The organism is Metabacillus hrfriensis (assembly GCF_030127205.1).
GTDB lineage: Bacteria > Bacillota > Bacilli > Bacillales > Bacillaceae > Bacillus_P > Bacillus_P dongyingensis.
In genome coordinates this window covers 4,017,312-4,037,235 of sequence record NZ_CP126116.1, presented here as the reverse complement: position 1 = coordinate 4,037,235, position 19,924 = coordinate 4,017,312, and the positions used below count along the sequence as shown (strand labels likewise).

At 40.9% G+C, this 19,924-nt stretch carries 20 protein-coding genes; 14 read left to right on the top strand and 6 right to left on the bottom strand.

Going from position 1 to position 19,924, the window contains the following annotated elements; all coding sequences use genetic code 11:
• Positions 1-99 precede the first annotated feature (99 nt).
• From QLQ22_RS20075 to QLQ22_RS20050, 6 genes are all read left to right on the top strand, one after another.
• On the top strand, positions 100-1,551 hold the full coding sequence (locus QLQ22_RS20075) for an o-succinylbenzoate--CoA ligase (RefSeq protein ID WP_284015411.1): 1,452 nt from the start codon (positions 100-102) through the stop codon (positions 1,549-1,551).
• Positions 1,544-2,653 (top strand): o-succinylbenzoate synthase, encoded by a 1,110-nt coding sequence (gene menC, locus QLQ22_RS20070; RefSeq protein ID WP_284015410.1) that lies wholly within the window; start codon positions 1,544-1,546, stop codon positions 2,651-2,653. The genes QLQ22_RS20075 and menC overlap by 8 nt, the downstream gene beginning before the upstream one ends.
• Positions 2,654-3,049: 396 nt before the next feature.
• Positions 3,050-3,976: a metal ABC transporter solute-binding protein, Zn/Mn family gene (locus QLQ22_RS20065; protein WP_223437500.1), complete on the top strand. Its 927-nt coding sequence runs from the start codon at positions 3,050-3,052 to the stop codon at positions 3,974-3,976.
• Between the two features lie 18 nt (positions 3,977-3,994).
• Positions 3,995-4,744, top strand: coding sequence for a metal ABC transporter ATP-binding protein (locus QLQ22_RS20060; RefSeq protein ID WP_223437498.1), 750 nt, complete (start codon positions 3,995-3,997; stop codon positions 4,742-4,744).
• Between the two features lie 15 nt (positions 4,745-4,759).
• On the top strand, positions 4,760-6,085 hold the full coding sequence (locus QLQ22_RS20055) for a metal ABC transporter permease (protein ID WP_284015409.1): 1,326 nt from the start codon (positions 4,760-4,762) through the stop codon (positions 6,083-6,085).
• Positions 6,082-6,972: a metal ABC transporter permease gene (locus QLQ22_RS20050; protein ID WP_223437494.1), complete on the top strand. Its 891-nt coding sequence runs from the start codon at positions 6,082-6,084 to the stop codon at positions 6,970-6,972. Before QLQ22_RS20055 ends, QLQ22_RS20050 begins: the two co-directional genes overlap by 4 nt.
• A gap of 80 nt (positions 6,973-7,052) precedes the next feature.
• Here QLQ22_RS20050 and QLQ22_RS20045 read toward each other — a convergent pair whose 3' ends face one another.
• The 3 genes from QLQ22_RS20045 to QLQ22_RS20035 all read right to left on the bottom strand — a co-directional run bounded on the left by QLQ22_RS20045 (position 7,053) and on the right by QLQ22_RS20035 (position 9,747).
• Positions 7,053-7,211, bottom strand: a complete 159-nt coding sequence (locus QLQ22_RS20045; protein WP_284015408.1) for a DUF1540 domain-containing protein — start codon at positions 7,209-7,211, stop codon at positions 7,053-7,055.
• 103 nt (positions 7,212-7,314) lie between these two features.
• The gene (locus QLQ22_RS20040) at positions 7,315-8,358 is read right to left on the bottom strand and encodes a cytochrome d ubiquinol oxidase subunit II (protein ID WP_223437489.1); all 1,044 of its coding nucleotides are present in this window, start codon (positions 8,356-8,358) and stop codon (positions 7,315-7,317) included.
• 33 nt (positions 8,359-8,391) lie between these two features.
• Positions 8,392-9,747 (bottom strand): cytochrome ubiquinol oxidase subunit I, encoded by a 1,356-nt coding sequence (locus QLQ22_RS20035; RefSeq protein WP_223437487.1) that lies wholly within the window; start codon positions 9,745-9,747, stop codon positions 8,392-8,394.
• A 207-nt stretch (positions 9,748-9,954) separates the two neighbouring features.
• On the opposite strand from QLQ22_RS20035, the gene QLQ22_RS20030 reads away from it, so the two are divergent.
• Positions 9,955-10,197: a type B 50S ribosomal protein L31 gene (locus QLQ22_RS20030; RefSeq protein ID WP_101565756.1), complete on the top strand. Its 243-nt coding sequence runs from the start codon at positions 9,955-9,957 to the stop codon at positions 10,195-10,197.
• 91 nt (positions 10,198-10,288) lie between these two features.
• Positions 10,289-11,215: a CobW family GTP-binding protein gene (locus tag QLQ22_RS20025; RefSeq protein WP_252207298.1), complete on the top strand. Its 927-nt coding sequence runs from the start codon at positions 10,289-10,291 to the stop codon at positions 11,213-11,215.
• Positions 11,216-11,261: 46 nt separating this feature from the next.
• On the opposite strand, the gene QLQ22_RS20020 is transcribed toward QLQ22_RS20025, so the two are convergent.
• On the bottom strand, positions 11,262-12,299 hold the full coding sequence (locus tag QLQ22_RS20020; protein ID WP_284015407.1) for a metal ABC transporter solute-binding protein, Zn/Mn family: 1,038 nt from the start codon (positions 12,297-12,299) through the stop codon (positions 11,262-11,264).
• A 123-nt stretch (positions 12,300-12,422) separates the two neighbouring features.
• A complete protein-coding gene (locus QLQ22_RS20015; protein ID WP_284015406.1) occupies positions 12,423-13,601 on the bottom strand; it encodes a GTP-binding protein in 1,179 nt (392 codons plus the stop codon).
• Between the two features lie 131 nt (positions 13,602-13,732).
• Between QLQ22_RS20015 and QLQ22_RS20010 the strand changes: the two genes are divergently transcribed.
• Positions 13,733-14,296 (top strand): beta-class carbonic anhydrase, encoded by a 564-nt coding sequence (locus QLQ22_RS20010; RefSeq protein WP_223437482.1) that lies wholly within the window; start codon positions 13,733-13,735, stop codon positions 14,294-14,296.
• Here the strand turns inward: QLQ22_RS20010 and yidD are convergent.
• Positions 14,284-14,514 carry a membrane protein insertion efficiency factor YidD gene (yidD, locus tag QLQ22_RS20005; RefSeq protein WP_284015405.1) on the bottom strand — a complete coding sequence of 77 codons (231 nt, stop codon included), beginning with the start codon at positions 14,512-14,514 and terminating at the stop codon, positions 14,284-14,286. The two genes, QLQ22_RS20010 and yidD, sit on opposite strands and share 13 nt — an antisense overlap.
• 143 nt (positions 14,515-14,657) lie before the next feature.
• Here yidD and QLQ22_RS20000 point away from each other — a divergent pair, with 143 nt between their 5' ends.
• From QLQ22_RS20000 to nikA, 5 genes are all read left to right on the top strand, one after another.
• Complete coding sequence (locus QLQ22_RS20000) at positions 14,658-15,131, top strand: S-ribosylhomocysteine lyase (protein WP_070878755.1); 474 nt, start codon at positions 14,658-14,660, stop codon at positions 15,129-15,131.
• 133 nt (positions 15,132-15,264) lie between these two features.
• On the top strand, positions 15,265-16,086 hold the full coding sequence (locus tag QLQ22_RS19995) for a nicotianamine synthase family protein (RefSeq protein ID WP_284015404.1): 822 nt from the start codon (positions 15,265-15,267) through the stop codon (positions 16,084-16,086).
• Positions 16,083-17,381, top strand: coding sequence for an opine metallophore biosynthesis dehydrogenase (locus QLQ22_RS19990; protein ID WP_284015403.1), 1,299 nt, complete (start codon positions 16,083-16,085; stop codon positions 17,379-17,381). Before QLQ22_RS19995 ends, QLQ22_RS19990 begins: the two co-directional genes overlap by 4 nt.
• Positions 17,381-18,268, top strand: a complete 888-nt coding sequence (locus QLQ22_RS19985; RefSeq protein WP_284015402.1) for a DMT family transporter — start codon at positions 17,381-17,383, stop codon at positions 18,266-18,268. Before QLQ22_RS19990 ends, QLQ22_RS19985 begins: the two co-directional genes overlap by 1 nt.
• Positions 18,269-18,352: 84 nt before the next feature.
• A complete protein-coding gene (gene nikA, locus QLQ22_RS19980) occupies positions 18,353-19,924 on the top strand; it encodes a nickel ABC transporter substrate-binding protein (protein ID WP_223437471.1) in 1,572 nt (523 codons plus the stop codon).

Below are 19,924 nucleotides of genomic sequence, written 5' to 3'. Positions count from 1 at the left end.
AGACTTTGAGACATGTCTAGCAAAGGCGTCTAGCTCCTCGGTCAGAACGGATCTGATCAAAGCGCTTGCGTTTTTCTAATATAAAGGCGGTGAACAGAAGTGAATACAATGCCTAATTGGTTAAAACAACGTGCCTATTTGACTCCTGACAGAATTGCGCTCATGACTGACGATAAAACATTAACGTTTCGGGAGCTGCATGAACTGTCCGAACAAAAAGCGTATGTCTATCAGCAGATGGGGATAAAAAAGGGACAGCATGCTGCAATCCTTATGAAAAACAGTATAGAGATGGCTTCTGCTATTCATGCGCTTACATACCTTGGAGCAACGGCCGTTCTGTTAAATACAAGATTGACGGCCTCAGAGCTTGATTGGCAATTAAGGGATTCAGAAGCAAAATTTCTTATTTGTGATGCAGCCCTTAATCAAGAATGGGAGAATCCAAGCTGGACAACGATTGATAGCATAGAGCATGCATCAACTATAACTGGTCCTGTTCAATATGAATATTCCTTTCAGTTAGATCAGACAGCAACAATTATGTATACATCAGGAACTACCGGTAAACCAAAGGGTGTTCTACAAACATACGGCAACCACTATTGGAGCGCTGCCGGCTCATCTTTGAATCTGGGCCATCATCATGATGACAGATGGCTGTGTGCCGTTCCGCTCTTTCATATCAGCGGGCTGTCCATCCTAATGAGAGGGGTAATCTATGGAATGACCGTCATTCTCCATGAATCCTTCCACCCATCAAGAGCTAACCGCGCCATCATGGAGAAGGGAGCTACTATCGTTTCAGTTGTCCAGACAATGCTTTCTCAAATGCTGGAAAGCCTTGGAGAAAGCACATATCCGGGAACCTTCAGATGCATGCTTTTAGGCGGAGGGCCGGCACCTATTCCTTTATTGAAAGAATGTGAAATGAAAAAAATTCCGGTATATCAAACATACGGAATGACAGAAACCTCCTCGCAAATTGTCACACTATCACCAGAGTACAGCCTGACAAAGCTTGGTTCTGCAGGAAAACCGCTTTTTCCCTGCGAGATTAAAATTATGAAGAACGATCTTGCTTGCCCGCCTTTTACAGAGGGAGAAATTCATGTACAGGGCCCGAACGTAACGAAAGGGTATTGGAAGCGTGAAGCAGAAATTCATAATGGATGGCTTCAAACAGGAGATATGGGATATTTGGATGAGGAAGGCTTTTTATATGTCCTTGACAGGCGATCAGATCTTATCGTCTCAGGCGGAGAAAATATTTACCCTGCAGAAATAGAAGCTGCCCTTCTTTCTCATCCTTCGGTCATTGAAGCCGGGGTAACCGGAATGCCTGATGCAAAATGGGGTCAGGTTCCGCACGCATTCATTGCTGTAAATAATGCAGTAAGCGAGGAAGAACTGATTTCCTATTGTTCCGCTATGCTTGCAAAATATAAAATACCAAAGCGAATTCACTTTTTAAGTAAGCTGCCGAGAAATGCCTCAAATAAATTAGTGCGACGAAAGCTTGCAGAGGCTCTTGGAGGTACTCATGATTGATGTGCAGGCAGTTAAGCTACATCATCTTGAAATGAAGCTTGTTTCACCATTTCAATCCAGTATTGAAACAGTCCATAAGAGAGAGAGCATACTAATTGAAATACAGGGTCGAAGCGGACAGATTGGATGGGGGGAAGTCGTTGCTTTCTCTTCACCATGGTATACCGAAGAAACGATTGGAACATGTCATCACATGCTGAAGTCGTTCCTAATCCCTGAGCTGCTTAAGAAACCATATCAAAATCCGGAGGGATTCATTGACTCTTTTTCTTATATTAGAAGAAATCAAATGGCTAAAGCAGCAATTGAAGGTGCTGTTTGGGATCTTTATGCAAAGGTGCAGGACAAGCCGCTTGCAGCCATTTTAGGCGGAACAAATAATCAAATTGATTCTGGTGTAGTAGTGGGCATGGCTTCAATCGATCACATGCTTGAAACGATAGGGAAGCATGTCAGTGATGGATATAAAAGAATAAAGGTGAAAATAAAGCCGGGATTAGATGCTGTCCTGCTCCATGAAATCAGGAACAGATTTCCGGATGTTCCATTAATGGCTGATGCCAACTCTGCGTATACGCTTGATGACATCAGTCTTTTAAAGCAGCTCGATGAATACAATCTCATAATGATTGAACAGCCGCTTGCATACGATGATATTATTGATCATGCCGTTCTTCAGTCCCAATTAGAAACCCCGATTTGCCTTGATGAGAGCATTATTACTCTGAACGATGCGAAAAAAGCGATTCAGCTTGGCAGCTGCCGCGTCATCAATATTAAGCCTGGAAGAGTGGGCGGTCTTTCAGAATCCAAGAAAATTCATGATTATTGTTTGCAGCACAGCATTCCGGTTTGGGTAGGAGGAATGCTTGAGACAGGGGTTTCACGCGCACATAACATCGCTCTTGCATCCCTTCCGAATTTCACGATACCCGGTGATATCTCTGCTTCTGCACGATATTGGGAAGAAGATATCATTTCTCCCCCCGTTACCGTGCATAATGGGAAAATTGATGTTCCTCGAGGGCCAGGGCTCGGATTTGAAGTGAACCGCAGCAAATTAGCAAAATACTGTACACATACCGAACGTTTTTCGAAGTAAAATAGATTTTTCTTTAAGTGAAAATCAGATTTTACCCTTACAAAATCAGATTTTGCGTTTTTGTAAAATTTCGCATTCCATGATAAAAATAAAAGGAATGATGCTAGAGACATCATTTCGACAATCAGCCCTCTCTGCTTCAATCTTAGACCAGCTATTTATGTAGCTGGCCTTTTTTTGTCGAGAAAGAATGATTGACAGAAAGATAAAAATGCTTTAAATTGTTGCGTATAGGCAAAATAATTATACTAATCAACAAATCATGAAACAAGCTAACTTATTAGCACAGTACCTAACTTTCTTTCATAAAATGGTTTTTGCGAAGGAAAGTTCTTTTTTTACTTAAAACTTGCATCAGGGAAACATTTGTTGACGAAGGAAAGAGGAGGATCATGAATGAAAAAGAGATTGCTAATGCTGATTTCAATTCTGGCACTGTCCGCTATTATGACAGCGTGCAGCCAGGGCGCGAGCGGGGAAGACAATGGAAAGATAAAGGTAACGACAACAACTGCGCAAATAGCGGATGTCACACGAAATGTTGCGGGCGACGCAGTAGAAGTAAAGTCTTTAATGGGGCCCGGTATTGATCCCCACTTATATCAGGCTTCACAAGGAGATATTCAAAAGCTGAATCAGGCAGATATTATTTTTTATAACGGTCTGCACTTAGAAGGCAAGATGGGTGAAATTTTTGAAAAAATGTCTAATGAAAAGCCTACTGTGCCAGTAGCAAGTGCCATTCCCGAAAATAAATTAATAAATGATAAATCGAACGCCAATATACACGATCCCCATGTATGGTTTGATATCTCTTTATGGATTCATACCGTTGATATAGTAGAAGAAGAGCTCAGCAAGCTTTCACCTGAAAATAAGGATGAATTTGCGGAAAATGCTGCTTCTTACAAGAAAAAGCTTCAAGAAATGGATCAATATGCGAAAGAACAGGTTGGGACCATTCCTGAAGAAAGCAGAGTGCTTGTAACAGCGCATGATGCATTTACTTACTTTGGAAACGCCTATGGATTTGAAGTGATGGGTCTTCAAGGATTGAGCACAGATTCTGAATACGGTCTGCGAGATGTGCAAAATTTAGTCGATGTCCTGGTCGACCGTGAGATTAAAGCAGTATTTGTGGAAAGCAGTATATCTGAAAAGTCGATTAACGCCGTTGTGGAAGGCTCAAAAAAGAGAGGCCATGAAGTCGTTATTGGCGGACAGCTGTATTCTGATGCCATGGGTGAAGAAGGTACGGAAGAAGGAACCTATTTAGGAATGTTTAAACACAATATCGATACAATTGTTTCATCATTGAAATAATAAGGCAGGTGTATTTCTATGTATCCAGTAACTGTTGAAAATTTGACAGTAGCCTATCACCGCAAACCAGTTTTGCAAGAGGTGGGGTTTGAAGTTCCGGAAGGAAAATTAATTGGGATTATCGGACCAAATGGAGCCGGGAAATCCACTTTAATTAAAGCTGTTTTAGGATTGATTCCAGTTGCATCCGGAGAAGTTGAAATCTATGGTGATCATTATAAAAAACAGCGTAAACGCGTCGGTTATGTCCCCCAGCGCGGATCAGTGGATTGGGATTTTCCCACGAATGCTCTTGATGTTGTTCTGATGGGACGATATGGACATATTGGCTGGCTCAAGCGCCCGGGGAAAAAGGATACAGAATTTGCCCGGGGATGTCTCGAAAAAGTCGGCATGCTTGATTTCGCTGACAGACAAATCAGCCAGCTTTCAGGCGGACAGCAGCAGCGTGTGTTTTTAGCAAGAGCTCTTGCACAGGATGCAGATGTGTATTTCATGGATGAACCGTTTGTGGGTGTTGATGCGGCAACTGAAAAAGCGATTATATCCCTTCTAAATGAATTAAAAGCAAGGCAGAAGACGGTTTTAGTTGTTCATCATGATCTGCAGACAGTTGAAGAATATTTCGACTGGGTTCTGCTCCTGAATTTAAGGAAGATTGCATTTGGTCCAACAAGTGAAGTCTTTACCATGGATAATCTTCAAAAAACATACGGAGGCAGGCTCACATTTTTACAGAATCAAAGTGTGCTTGTGGATGAAACATAACAGGAGTGAGTGATGATGATGGATGAACTATTCTATCAATTGCAAAATCAGAATACGCAGTGGGTTTTGCTTGGCACGATGCTGCTTGGTCTTGCAAGCGGAGTTCTCGGAAGCTTTGCTCTCCTCAGGAAACAAAGTCTGATTGGAGATGCGATGGCACATGCTGCCTTGCCGGGTGTGTGTATGGCATTCCTTCTTTACGGATCCAAATCATTAATTTGGTTTCTTGTCGGAGCAGCCATTTCAGGGATGGTTGCTGCATGGCTTATCCAATTTATCATTCATAATTCCCGAATTAAAGAAGACTCAGCCCTTGGGCTAGTTTTGTCTGTATTCTTTGGATTTGGAATTGTGCTGCTGACTTTCATTCAGCACAACCGCGGGGGAAATCAAAGCGGCTTGAGTGATTTTATTTTCGGAAAAGCAGCTTCAATGGTCGGGCAGGATGTTCAGATCATTACGTGGATTGCAGCCATTTTGCTCCTGCTGACAGCTGTCTTTTTTAAAGAATTTAAGATTCTGACGTTTGACCCTCAATTTGCAAAAGGAATTGGGCTGCCAACATCTTTTTTAAATGGCCTGCTCATGGTATTAATTGTTTGTGCAGTCGTTATTGGTCTTCAGACAGTAGGGGTCATTTTAATGGCAGCTATGCTGATCACTCCTGCCATCGCAGCGAGATATTGGACAGATAAACTTGGTCATATGGTGATCATTGCCGGTATTATCGGAGGAATCTCCGGCGTGGCTGGAACGTTCCTGAGCACAACGACAAAAGGAATGGCAACAGGTCCGCTGATTATCGTTGCAGCTACATTGCTCTTTTTAATCTCGTTGATTTTTGCTCCGAAACGCGGCCTTGTTTCAAAAGCAATTAAGCAAATGAAGCTGAGAAAAAGAACATCTGTTGAGCAGCTGCTTCTGTCTTTCTACGATTTGACAGAACGTGCAGGGGACAAATATTCAGCTGCATCCTTCCCGCTTGACGAAATAGTGAAAAAAAGAAAAGTTGCAAACAATCTGGTCAGCCAATCATTAAATGAGCTTTTGAAAAAACGGCTTGTCATGAAAGCAGAAGGGGATACATGGAGGCTTACAGAAAATGGCCTGCAGCTTTCCTATCAGCTTGCTTTAAATCAGCGTCTTTATGAAATGTATCTTATGCATGAAATGGAGCTTGCCCAGCTTCAAATTACCAGCCGTGATGATGTTGATGTTGAAATGATGTCAGGAGATATAAAGGATCGATTAATGAACCTGTTAAAAGATCATAATAGAGAGCCAATGCTGCTTCCTGAATCTAAGAATAACCTGAGCAGGAAGGAGTGGCTATATCAATGAGTTATGATGCATGGATCTTACTTACAGGTTCACTGGTTGGTGTAACCTGTGCCATGATTGGCTGTTTTCTGATCTTAAGAAAAATGGCTATGCTTGCAGATGCGATCAGTCATTCTGTTTTGCTCGGCATCGTGTGCGCATATTTTGTAAGCAGAAGTCTAGATGGGATCTCGATGTTTATTGGAGCGGCTATTGTCGGATTGCTTACAGCCTTTCTCGTACAAATTTTAAATGCCAAAGGGGTTCAATCAGATGCGGCAATCGGAGTTGTTTTTACATCTCTCTTTGCCATTGGCGTTATCCTGCTTTCTTTGTTTGGAGGAAACATCCATCTGGATGTGGATCACGCGCTGATGGGAGAAATAACTTTTGTGCCGTGGGATACGATCACGATATCAGGTGTTGATCTGGGTCCAAAAGCAGTATGGATGCTTGGTTCCGTCTTTTTCATCAATCTATTGATAATCGTTCTTTTTTATAAGGAATTTAAGATTTCATCGTTTGACCCGCAGATGGCTGTCGCAATTGGGATACCTGTGCTGCTCATTCATTATCTGCAAATGGGGATGCTCTCTATAACTACGGTTGCATCATTTGACAGTGTAGGGGCTATTTTAGTTGTAGCCATGCTTATTGTACCTGCATCAGCTGCTTATCTGCTGACGGATAAATTGCTTCATATGCTGGTCATCAGTTCAATGATCGGGATTTTATCTGCTGTTGCAGGCTACTATGCAGCAACATGGCTGAATGTCTCGATTGCAGGGGCAATGGCAACTGCTGCAGGACTGATCTTTTTCCTTACATTTATCTTTTCACCTAAACATGGGTTAATATCTAAGCTCCTTTCAAGAAGAAAATTTGCTTCGGCCGAATTGAACGAATAAAGATTGTGGAAAATATGAATAAAAATGATTCTCATTATCAATAATAGAGAAAAAGGACAGCGTGAAGCTGTCCCTTTTTCTTAAAGATCATGAGGTTTAAAGGTTTTACAGTCTGTTTCCTCGCTGCGGGAAGCAGTATCTCCTTTATGGCTGACTACATAGATGGAATCAGCTATACACAGATTGCCATTGCCCCAATACTCACAGTTATTGACTTCACACATTACTTCTCTTGGCATTCATCAACATCTCCTTGTTTAGGGTTCAACAGTTAGTTTTGCTTAGTAAAGGGTTTTTCATTCGCAGGATTTAAGAAACAAGGTGCAGCTGCACCTTGTTTTTTCATGATTCATTTTGCTTCAAATACCGTTTGTCCTTCATAAACAAGCGCCAGAAGTAAAAGAATCCAGGAAAGAGAATGGAAAATCCAACTATATAAGTAATAAACACAGCATGGAAGGTGTTGGGATGAGTAAAGCCATCCTGGATGGAAACATCTGGGTACAGCATATAAGGCAAGTGTGCCCGCCCGTATGCATAGCTTGCAAGTAAATATTGAATGGTTACGGCAACAACCGCGATTCTTGGTCTCCCAATCGTTCTTTTGTCTTTTTGCGATGGTAAGAAAAGAGCACCGCCCGCAATCATAAACATCGCAACAGATCCAATCAGGAAGGGCAAATATTCCATCATGTTTGTATATAGCCAGTTTGCTTCCGTGCGCAGGGTCAGCATAATCAAAAAACCCATTACAAGAGATAATGGACCTAAAATTAGCGCATCACGGCGGTAAACTTTATAGGCTTCCGGTTCATTGGCCGCATTTGAGTAATCAGAAAGCAGCAGCGATGACAGGAAAAGTGTGCTTGTAATCGCGAATCCGCTGAAGGCATAGGCGTTTGGACTTGTAAATAATTGATCGAGCTGAAGCTGATGGGAACCGTTCACTACCTCAATATACCCGCCATGAGTGATGGGCAGCACCAGCAATAAAATAGCAGGAATGATGAAGCCGGAAATCCCGGAAACATAAGTAAGTGCTTTTTCATACCCTTTAGAATAATGGGAGAACACAAGGAATCCGCTTCGAATCGCCAGAAGCAGAAGAATGATGCTTCCTGGAATCAGCAAGACAGTTCCGAGAATAAATGTAGCTCCCGGAAAAAAGCTGAACAGTGCTACGACAATGGCTACAATAAATACATTTGTTACTTCCCAAGTAGGGGATAAATAACGATTGGCGATATTGGTCGCATTCGTCTTTTCTTTATTAATGTAGATCATCGACCAAAAGCCTGCTCCGAAATCCATTGTCGCCATGACAGCATAGATAAAAACAAAGCCCCATACAAGTGTAATGGCAAGCAGCGCATCTGTTGTAATCATTTCGGTAACGCCTCCATATCCGTAAATGCCGTTTTAATAAACACTGACGCTATCCCCATCAGACGCCGGCTTATCAAGTTCTTTTTCAACTGGATTTCGTTTGAAGTAATAGACAAGAACAAGAATAACAGCGAGTCCTAATATCGCATAAACCAATGTGAAAAGAATAAAAAGTGTTCCAATTTGGCCAGAGGCTGTCACGACATCCTCTGTTTTCAGCAAACGGTAAATGACCCATGGCTGTCTTCCTGTGCAGGCAAAAATCCAGCCGAACTCAATTGCCAGCATGGAAAGGATCCCAGAAGGCACAAATAAGACAAGCATCCATTTAGGAAAATGAGGTCGCTTTAATATCTTGAACCAGAAGAATCCGATAAGGGAGAGGAAAATCAGCAGACTGCCGATTCCAACCATTGCATTAAAGAGCGTATGGACAAACAGCGGCGGCCAATATTCCTCAGGAAAGTCATTCAATCCAATAACCTCGGTTTTAAAGCTGTTGTCCGCTAAAAAGCTCAGTGCCCACGGAATTTCAATGCCCCATTTAACCTCTTGTGTTTCCCGGTCGGTAAAGCCCCCAACTGAAAGAGGAGCATATCTTTGAGTTTCAAATAATCCTTCGGCTGCAGCGAGCTTCTCGGGCTGATATTCATGGAGCAACTGCGCTGATTCATGCCCGTTCAATGCTGTTAAAAATGAGAATATTCCCCCCACAATAAGGCCCATCATTAAAGCTTTTCGATGAAAACGGTAAAGGCGGTCGTTTTTTAAATTTCTCAGCATTTTATAAGCAGAAATAGAAGCAATAACAAATGCACCGGTCATAAACGCTGAAACAACAACATGTCCTGCTGTGACAATAAAGCTGGGATTGAAAAAGGCTGCCCATGGATCAACATCAACAATTTCCCCATTTTCAATCCTGAAACCAGCTGGAGTGCCTTCAAATGCATGAACATTTGTAATTAAGATCGCTGAGGCTGCAGCTCCGAACAAGACAAGAGAAACACTGACAATTCTCATTCGCGGCGAGATTCTGTCAGCGGCATAAACATAAATGGACATAAATAAGGCTTCCACAAAGAAAGCATAGATTTCTATTTGAAAAGGCAGCGCCATTACACGTCCGATAACCTCCATAAAGCCCGGCCATAACAAAGCAAGCTGAACACCGGCGATCGTCCCGGTAGGAATGGCAACACCAAGGAGCACCGCCTGACCTTTTGTCCATCTTTTCGCCATGACCGCATAATCATGATCCTTTGTTTTTTGAAAAAGAAGCTCTGCAATCAGAATCATGAGAGGAAGACCTACACCAAGTGATGCAAAGATTATATGAAAGCCCATTGTCGTCCCGAACAGGGATCTGGCTAATACGAGATCATCCATCTTTTTTCCGCCTTTCTTTCCCAAGGTTGTAATAATCTTCCCTTATTGTCTTCATTATTTCAGGAAATATGCGGTAAAAATGGGACGTATTTATTTCTAAGTTTACTTATAGAGCCGAATTTTAGGCAATTCACTTGCATTGACAAACAAGGACAAACCATGTAATATATAAAACGTAATAATTACGATTAAGGGAGTGCTTTTACAATGAAACAAGGAATCCATCCGGATTATCATAAAGTTGTTTATATGGACACAAACAGCGGGTTTAAATTCTTGAGCGGATCAACAATGAAATCAAACGAAACAACAGAATGGGAAGATGGCAATACCTATCCTCTTATTAAAATAGAAGTAAGCTCAGATACGCATCCATTCTATACAGGCCGTCAAAAATTCGCAGACCGGGATGGACGCGCAGAGCGCTTTAAGAAAAAATACAATATGTAATCCATCAAAGGGGCCTGGGAACAAATTGTTCCCGGGCATCTTTTTTATGACTGCAAAACTTGATACTCTTACATTTAGAGGAGGCTTGAATATGAAAAGAATACCTGTATATACCATCAGCGGTTTTTTAGGCAGCGGAAAAACGACAGTCTTAGGCAAGATGGCCGATGAGTTTAAAAAGAGAGGAAAACATGTCGGCATTATTTTAAATGAACTTGGCGATGAAAATGTTGAAAAGCATTTATTTGCGGATCAAAACGTCCATGAACTTTTAAATGGATGCATTTGCTGCACCATTCAGGATGACCTCGTAACTACACTCAAAGGCTTTTTAGAAGGCGAAGAAGTTGATGTGCTTTTAATTGAGGGGACGGGAGTAGCAAATCCATTAGAGATAAAAGATATCCTGCTGTCTCCAGAACTGATTGAGGAATTTAAACTTATGTCAATGATCGGAATGGTTGATACAAGCCACTACCTTGATTATCAAAGCATGTTTGCAAGCTCTAAGGAAATCCGGTCTCTTTTAAAAGAACAAATTATTTCATCAGATCTTATCATTCTTAATAAAATAGACATTGTTAATGAAAAAGAACAAGAAAAAGTCAGACATAAAATTGAAAAAGTGATCTCACCCGGTGTTGAAGTACTTGAATCCTCATACGGGAATGTTCCATTTGAAAAGCTTGCTCTGCAAAGGCAAAGTCTTGTAAACCTGACAGATGAAGCAGGGCATCATCACCATCATCATTCTATAGGAACCGTAAAAATAACAGCCCTTCCAGCTGTTCGGCTGAAAAAGCTTGAAACATGGCTGAAAGGAATAAATGGACTGATCCGTGCAAAAGGATATCTGCTCATTGAGGGAGAAAGCGATCCGCGGGAAATGCAGTTTGCTGCAAAAAAAGCCGTTCTTTCCGATACTAAAATAGATACAGAGAAAACGGTCTTGATTTTGATTGGACAAAACTTGAATACTGAGGAGATCAGAACGTCATTTCATCAGTCTTTTCAGTAAAATATCCATATAAAAACTACCGGCCAAACTAGGCCGGCAGTTCTTTTTACTTCGATAATGCTGTTCTAAGAGTTTCCAAATTTCGTTCCATTAAACTGAAGTAGTCCTCATTGTTTTTCGCATCTTCTTCAGAGATTGACTCAAGATTAGACAGGGTAAGGCTCTCCGCTCCAATTTCTGTCTTTACGATATCTGCGATTTTACTGTTTACGTTGTTTTCAAAAATAATATAGTTTATATGATGTTCTTTTGCTGTTTCAATAATGGATTGAAGCTGCTTTTGTGACGGCTCCTGAGTTGGCGATAACCCGAGCACGCTGATTTGTTGAATGCCGTAGCGCTCCTCCCAGTAGCCGTATGCTGCATGTGATACCAAAATTTCTTTCTTGTCTGCGGCATCAATTGTTTCTTTATAATCTGCATCCAATTTTTCAAGATCAGATTTTAGTGTTTCAAAATTCTTTTCAAATTTATCTTTAGATCCTGGCTGAATTTCAATTAATCCATTTTTAATGTTTTCAGCCATTTGAATGGAGAGGGCAGGATCCAGCCAAATATGTGGATCCTTATCTCCGTGATCATGAGCATCACCATCAGCGTGCTCATGATCGCTTTCCTCATCTGCATGCTCAGCATGATCTTCTTCATCAGTGTGCTCATCATGGCTTTCCTCATTAGCATGCTCCTCATGATTTTCTTCATCATGGGAAGCATCAGCAAGCTCAATGCCATCACCTGCTTTAATGATTTTCACTTCTTCAGACTTTAGGGTTTCTGTTGCTTTCTCTGCGAAGCCTTCTAGACCAACACCTGAATAAATAAATGCGTCTCCCTCTGCCATTGCAACCATATCTTTTGTAGATGGTTCAAATGTATGAGCATCTGCATTTGCAGGATAGATGCTTTCCACTTCAACAGCATCGCCGCCAATTTTCTTTGTAAAGTCCTGAACAGGGAAGATGGTTGTATAAACCTTCAGCTTTTCTTCACCGTTATCCTTTGAATTTTGATCGTTCTCTGCACACCCTGCAAGTGCTGTTCCAAGCATTAGCGCAAGTGCCATTGTCAGTCCTGTTTTTTTCATCATTTACTCCTTATATATGTGGTATTCAATTAACTTCAATATGTCCTTTCACATTATATCGTAATACTTACGATTTGAGAACCGGGAAAATTCAGAGCGAAAAAAGAAAAAGGATTCAAATAATTATGAAAAGGCAGGCAGGGGATCTATTAATACAGACCAATCTGATGCCATTTCTTCATCCGTCAGAAGACAGCCGTCAAGAGAGGTCTCTACTTCAGCTTTTGAAAGATCAATTCCGATAAAAACGAGTTCAGTCATGCGGTCTCCAAATGTATCATCCCAGCGTTCAAGCAGTTCAGGTTCTTCTGTCAACGTTTGTTTTTGTTCTTCTTCAGAGTAAGAGGCAACCCATTCTCCTGCACCTTGAATCATGATGGACGTACCAGCCTGTGAAAGAAGCCCTGTCGTGTCATTTCTAGTGGCGATCCAGAAAAATCCTTTTGCCCGAACAACATCAGCAGGCCAATTTTCAAGCCAGTTCATAAAGCGCTCAGGGTGAAAGGGCTTTTGTCTTCTGTAGACAAAGGAAGAAATTCCATATTCTTCTGTTTCAGGGGTATGCTCTTCATTTAATTCTTTTATCCAGCCCGCAGACTGACTTGCTTCTTCAAAATCAAAGCTCTTTGTGTTAAGTATTTCTGATAAGGGTACATTGCTGAATGCTGTTTTCAGGATCTTGGCATCCGGATTCAGTTTCCTGAGAACCCCATACAATTCATCTATATCTTCTTCGTTTAAAAGGTCGGTTTTGTTCAATAAAAGCACATTGGCAAATTCAATTTGATCAATTAACAAATCAATCACTTCTCTAGTGTCGTTTTCATCTGTTCCATGCTTGCGGTCAAGAAGATTTTCTCCTGAGGAAAAGTCGAACCAGAAGCGATTGCCGTCAACAACCGTTACCATTGTGTCCAAACGGCAGGTTTGCGAAAGATCAATGCCGACTTCTTCATCAATATACGTAAATGTTTGGGCTACAGGCACAGGCTCACTGATGCCAGATGATTCGATCACAATGTAATCAATATCGCCATTCTTAACAAGGCGCTCTACTTCCACCATTAAATCTTCGCGAAGGGTACAGCAAATGCAGCCATTTTGCATCTCAACCAATTTTTCTTCGGTCCTGCTGATGGGATTCTGTTTAATTAAGCTTGCATCAATATTAATTTCGCTCATATCGTTTACAATGACAGCCATTCGTCTGCCTTCTTTATTCTCAAGAATATGCTTTAAAAGAGTTGTCTTGCCTGCACCTAAGTATCCGCTCAGCACGGTAACGGGTATTTGGTCTATCATGAAAAATTCCTCCTGTATCGTATAAATAATAATGATTACGATTTACAAAAAACATCATATAGCAAAACTAACCTAAAAAACAAGTGTTGTGATATATTAAATAAAAAAAAGATTTATAAGGAGAATTGCAGATGAGATTGTTAGATGAGATTATTGAGCATAATACCCAATTTGTAGAAAAACGCGAATACGAAAAGTTCCAGACCACCAAATTTCCTGACAAAAAAATGGTTATTTTATCCTGTATGGATACTCGGCTTGTAGAATTGCTGCCTCAGGCTATGAATATAAAAAATGGCGATGTTAAAATTGTGAAAAGTGCCGGTGCGATTGTAGCTCATCCTTTCGGCAGCATCATGAGAAGTATACTGGTAGCGGTCATGGAACTTGGGGCAGATGAAGTATGTGTAGTCGGCCACTATGATTGCGGAATGAGCAGCCTTAATCCGGATTCTTTCCTTGAGAAAGCCATGAAACGCGGAATATCTCAGGATAAAATTGACACCCTGAATTATTCAGGCCTTCATTTAGAAGAATGGCTAAAAGGGTTTGATAACGTTGAAGAAAGTGTAAAACATAGTGTGAGCGTTATTCGCAACCATCCACTGCTTCCAAATGATGTACCTGTACATGGATTAATCATCGACCCGTCTACGGGAAAATTGGACCTTGTAGCAGACGGTTACCTGGAGTGATCCTTTTTTTCAGGTACAGGGTCAAATCCTCCGGGATGAAAGGGCTGGCACTTCAAGATCCGCTTAACGGTCAAATATCCGCCTTTAAGTGCGCCGAATCTCTTAACTGATTCCAAACCGTAATGAGAACATGTCGGATAAAACCGGCAGGATGGCGGCTTCAGCGGAGAAATGAATTTTTGGTAAAAACGTATAAGTGCAATGAATAGCTGTTTCATATATGTCACCTCTTCTTATGCCTTAAGTATACTGCAAGAAGAGAAGAAGTTAAAATTGGAAGATTTAATTCAGACAAAATAGATGAATTTTATCGGAATTAATTGTATGATGAATAAAGAAGTCTTATTAAGGAGTGGTATTTATGCCATCAGTTGAAAGTTTTGATCTGGATCATAATGCAGTAAAGGCACCATATGTCAGACATTGCGGCGTACACAAAGTAGGAAGCGATGGACTTGTGAATAAATTTGATATTCGTTTTTGCCAGCCGAACAAGCAGGCAATGAAACCAGATGTAATCCACACATTGGAGCATTTACTGGCGTTCAATATCCGCACACATTCAGAAAAATACGATCACTTTGATATTATCGACATTTCTCCTATGGGATGCCAGACAGGCTATTACCTTGTCGTAAGCGGTGAGCCGACAGTGGAAGAAATCATTGATCTTTTAGATGACACGCTTAAAGATGCTATTGAGATTACTGAAATTCCTGCTGCAAACGAAAAGCAATGCGGACAGGCAAAGCTGCACGATTTAGAAGGAGCGAAGCGTTTAATGCGCTTCTGGCTTGATCAGGATAAAAAAGAATTGGCAAAAGTATTTGGTTAATCGCTATAAAGTAAAAGCAGGCCTTCATTCAGAAGGCCTGCTTTTTTGAGTATTTTTGCCTGATTGACGGAAGAGAGCGGATAATGATACACTTCAAAACGTAATAATTACGATTTGTAAGGAGGGTTATTATTTGAGCGATAAGTATGCGTTTTTATTTTCCATTAAGATGCTGCAGCATGAAATTTCAGAGCTTTCTGACTACATAAAAGAAAGCGACTATTGTTTCCGGCTCCTCACAGATAAGCTTGATGATCTTTCAAAATTTGTAGTGGATGAAAAAAATGACACGGAGTGGCGGTTATGGGGAGAGGATCCAGATATCAGAAAATATTCTGAAATACTCAGGGAAACATCTGCAAAAGCCATCAGTACGCTGGAAAAATATCAGTCTGCCTGTACGGCTAATCAAGAAATGGATGCATCAGAGTATCTGCTTTCTCTTTCAGAATCAGTTAAAAAGGAATTAGACAGCTATGGGATTACAGCGTGCTCGAATGTTGTCTTTATAGGGTCAGGAGCTCTTCCTCTTTCTGCACTTACAATCGCAAAGGAGACGGGGGCTCAGATTACATGTCTGGATATCGATGTTGAAGCAGTTGAAATGGGGAAGAACATTGCAGTGATAACAGGACTCGAGTCTGCTGTCTCCTTTACACAGCATCCGGTTTCCCAAGTACCTGTTCTCAGAGATGCCACGCATGTCATTATAGCCTCTCTCGTACAGGAAAAGGCAGAGATTCTAGAAGAGCTAAAATCATTGATTCCAGTAGGAGCAAAAGTGATTATCCGCTATGGAAATGGCTTGAAGTCCATCTTTAATTATCCTTTTGATTTCACGTTATCAGCGGAATGGAATCAGGAAAAAGTTGAACAAAAGAATCTCTTTTACGATACTCTCGTTTTAAAAAGAGGCATGACTGGCGTGAACGGAAAGGGTTTAGACTACATATGACATTACATAACTTTGTTGCAGCTCCTTTTGGAAATACATTAATCGCCGGAACAGGACCCGCTGCCATTAATATGGCCGTTCAAGCCGCAAATGGCTGGACTGACAAGCTTGGACTGGTTAACCGTCCGGGAGCTCATACAGACCGTTTAATCAATTATTTCAATCAGAATGAAAAAATAGTGAAATCCAGGTATTTGACAGAAACGAATGCTGATTTGGGCGGCGAAGCTAAGCTTGATTTTTTTTATGGTGACTACCGCTTAATAGATGATATATGGGAAACAGTTATCATCTGTACACCAAGTGACAGCTATGTCGAAGTCCTGAACCAGCTGTTTAGCAGGAAATTAACTAGGCTGAATAAAATTATTTTCCTTTCTCCCGGAATCGGATCGAACATATTAATCGGCCGTCATTTTAAAGAAGAATTAAAAGAGATTGAATTGATTAGTATGTCTGCCTATTACGGAGCGACAAAATACGAAGAAGACGGTATAAATGTCCGGACTAAAGCATTAAAAAAACGTATTTATCTCGCTTCATCCAACAAAAAAAGCGGACATATTCATTCTGTTTCCAAGTTTATTGAAAGTCTAAGAGTAGAAGCAAGAATCGTTTCAGCACCGATTGAAGCGGAAAGCAGAAATGTCACAACCTATGTACACCCTCCTTTTTTCATGAATTCATTTGCAATGAGGCAGATTTTAACGAAAAATCAGTCACTCAAGTCTATGTACAAATTATATCCCGAAGGACCTATTACGCAGCATTCCATCCGTGTGATGGTGAAGCTTTGGAAAGAGATATCCAAAGTGGTTGAGTATTTTGGCGCGAAGCCGGTTAATCTTCTTCAGTTTTTAAACGATGATAATTATCCTGTTCATAATGAGACTCTCTCACGGGAAGACATTGAACAGTTTCAGACCTTCATTGAGGTGAAGCAGGAATATCTCTTGTACATCAGATATTCAGCCATTTTGATCGATCCTTTTTCCAGGCCGGATGAGTACGGGAGATATTTTGATTTTTCAGCTGTTCCTTTTAAGCAAGCTGAAAGGGACACCAGGGGAAGATGGGCTATCCCAAGAATTCCGCTTGAAGATTATAGGAAGTTGAAAGGGATCTATGAGCTTGGCCAAGCTGCCGGAATAGAAATGCCTCATGCTTTAGCGCTCATAGAGACGTTTGTAGCGGAAGTGAACGGTTTTGCCGAGAAGACACAAGCGGAGTACTCTAATTTTGACAGAAAAATTGAAAGCCGGCTCTTTTCAGGTCATGGAAGGAGGGAGCTATGATGAAAAACGGAGTCATCCTGGCGATTCTCTCTTCTTTCGTTTTCAGCATCATGAATGCCCTTGTAAAAACCGTCAGTCTAAACATTCCTGCTGCAGAAGTGATGTTTTTCAGGAGCATCATCGGAACAGCTATTATCTTTGTCATGATGAGACAAAGCAAGGTTGCTTTTTCTAAAAAAGGAGTGCGGATGCTTTTTGTAAGAGGTCTTCTCGGTGCCCTGTATTTATATGCCTATTTTTATGCCATATCTAAAATACCGCTCGCAGATGCAAGTATAATTGCCCATTTATCAACGATATTTGCGATTATTTTATCTGCTGCATTTTTAAAAGAGAAGGTATCAAAAAGTACGTTTTATATTTTGCCGCTTGTTTTTGTCGGAGCAATTTTACTTGTGAAGCCGTTTCATTATTCTTCCTATTCCGTCTATGCACTTGCAGGGGTTTTGAGTGCTTTGTTTGCAGCAGGGGCGGCTGCTTCTATCCGTTATTTAAGCAAACTGCATCATTCCTATGAAATTGTGTTTTATTTTCTTGCAACGGGCACCATTCTTTCAATTCCGCTAATGTGGAACAGCTTTGTGATCCCGACGCCTCTCGAATTCTTTTACTTGGCATGCATCGGGGTTGTTTCCCTGCTTGGCCAGATCTTTCTTACCAGAGCCTTCACGCATGAGAACATTGTAGTTGTGGAGGTTACAAGATATATAGGAATTGTCTTTAATGCGCTTTGGGGCTTTTTATTTTGGACTGAGGTGCCAGATGCTTATACGATTATAGGAGGCACACTGATTATTGCTGCATGTATCATGCTTTCTATAAAAAAGAGAAAATTAGATACAGGAAATTCAGGTCTTGCTAAGGGATATATTAAAAAAATAAATTGACTCATATGGAATTGAAAAGTAATATTTAGAATACAAATCGTAATTGTTACGAATTAATAATATTACATAAGGATGGCTGATGAAATGAAAAAGAAGATTCATAGGACAAAAAAACTCCTTTTACTATTATTGGGCTTAGTGATTCTGACTGCAGCCGGCTGTTCATCTGATAACAGCTCATCACTGTCCGGCGGAGAAAAATCAGGAGAAACAGAAAAAAAGGTAAATATGATTTTCAGCTTTAAATCAGCTGACATGGATCCGCATAACGTTTTTACACCGGTTCGTGCAGGTGTAACAGAAACACTGCTTAAGCTGGGTGAAGATTCAAACATTGAAGGCTGGCTCGCAGAAAAGTGGGAAACCTCGGATAACACGAAATGGGTATTTACGATACGAGAGGGCATTACCTTTCAGAACGGGGCAAAGCTTGATGCAAAAGCTGTTCAAGAATCACTTGAAAAAAGTATGGAAGCAAACGAATCCCTCAGTGCCTCATTGAAAATCAAATCAATGGAGGCACAAGAGCAGACGCTTACTATTACGACTGCAGAACCCTATCCTGCTTTACCTTCTGAACTGGTAAACCCTTATACATCCATTGTTCATGCAGCTTCTGAAAAAGAAATGGGAAAAGAAGCATTTATAAATGCGCCAGTTGGAACGGGGCCGTTTAAAGTGAAGAAATTCACGCCGAATCAGGAAGTGATTGTAGAGAGAAATAACAGCTATTGGGCAGGCAAGCCAAAGATAAAAGAAGCTGTCATAAAATTTAATGAAGATGCTAATGTCCGGGCGCTTGCTCTGCAATCCAAAGAGGCAGATGTAGTTTATAATCTTCCGGCTGAGGGACTAGAGTCAATTGAAAAGGACGAAACTTTGAAAGTCGAATCAGTACCCGGCCTAAGATCACATATTATTCTTTACAACCAGAAAAGTCCATACGTTTCAGATCTTAAGGTCAGAGAAGCTCTGAATGTTCTCATCGACCGCAAGAGCATTGCAGAAGACATAATGCTGGGGCATGGCATACCTGCGAACGGACCATTTAACAGTACACTGCCATTTGGAATTAAGGATGAAGTGAAGGAATTAGACGTTGAAAAAGCAAAAGAGCTCCTTGCTGATGCTGGCTATAAAGAAAATACTGACGGCAAAATGGAAAAGGACGGAAAACTGCTTAAGCTTGAATTGATTACTTATAAAGCAAGACCTGAGCTGCCATTAATAGCCCAGCTGCTGCAATCAGATGCAGCAAAAGCAGGCATTGATATTGACGTAAAAACAGTAGAAAATGCAGATACTCATTTAGCTGAACATACAGATTGGGATTTGGCTACTTACAGTAATAATACTTCACCGCGAGGAGACGGCAGCTACTTCCTGAACACTGCATTCACAGAAACAGGTGCACTAAATGTCGGGAAAATTAGGAATGAAGAATTGATTGATGTTATTAATACGCTGAATCGCACTGAGGAATTTAAGGAGAGAACGAAAATTACCCAGGAGGCAGCAGCTGTTATTAATAAGAATGCTCTTCACAGCTACGCTGTTTATCCTAATATTCTTATAGGGATGAGTGACAGAATTAAAGACTGGAAGCCTACAGCAGAAGAGTATTACATTTTAACCCATACAATGGATGTGGAATGA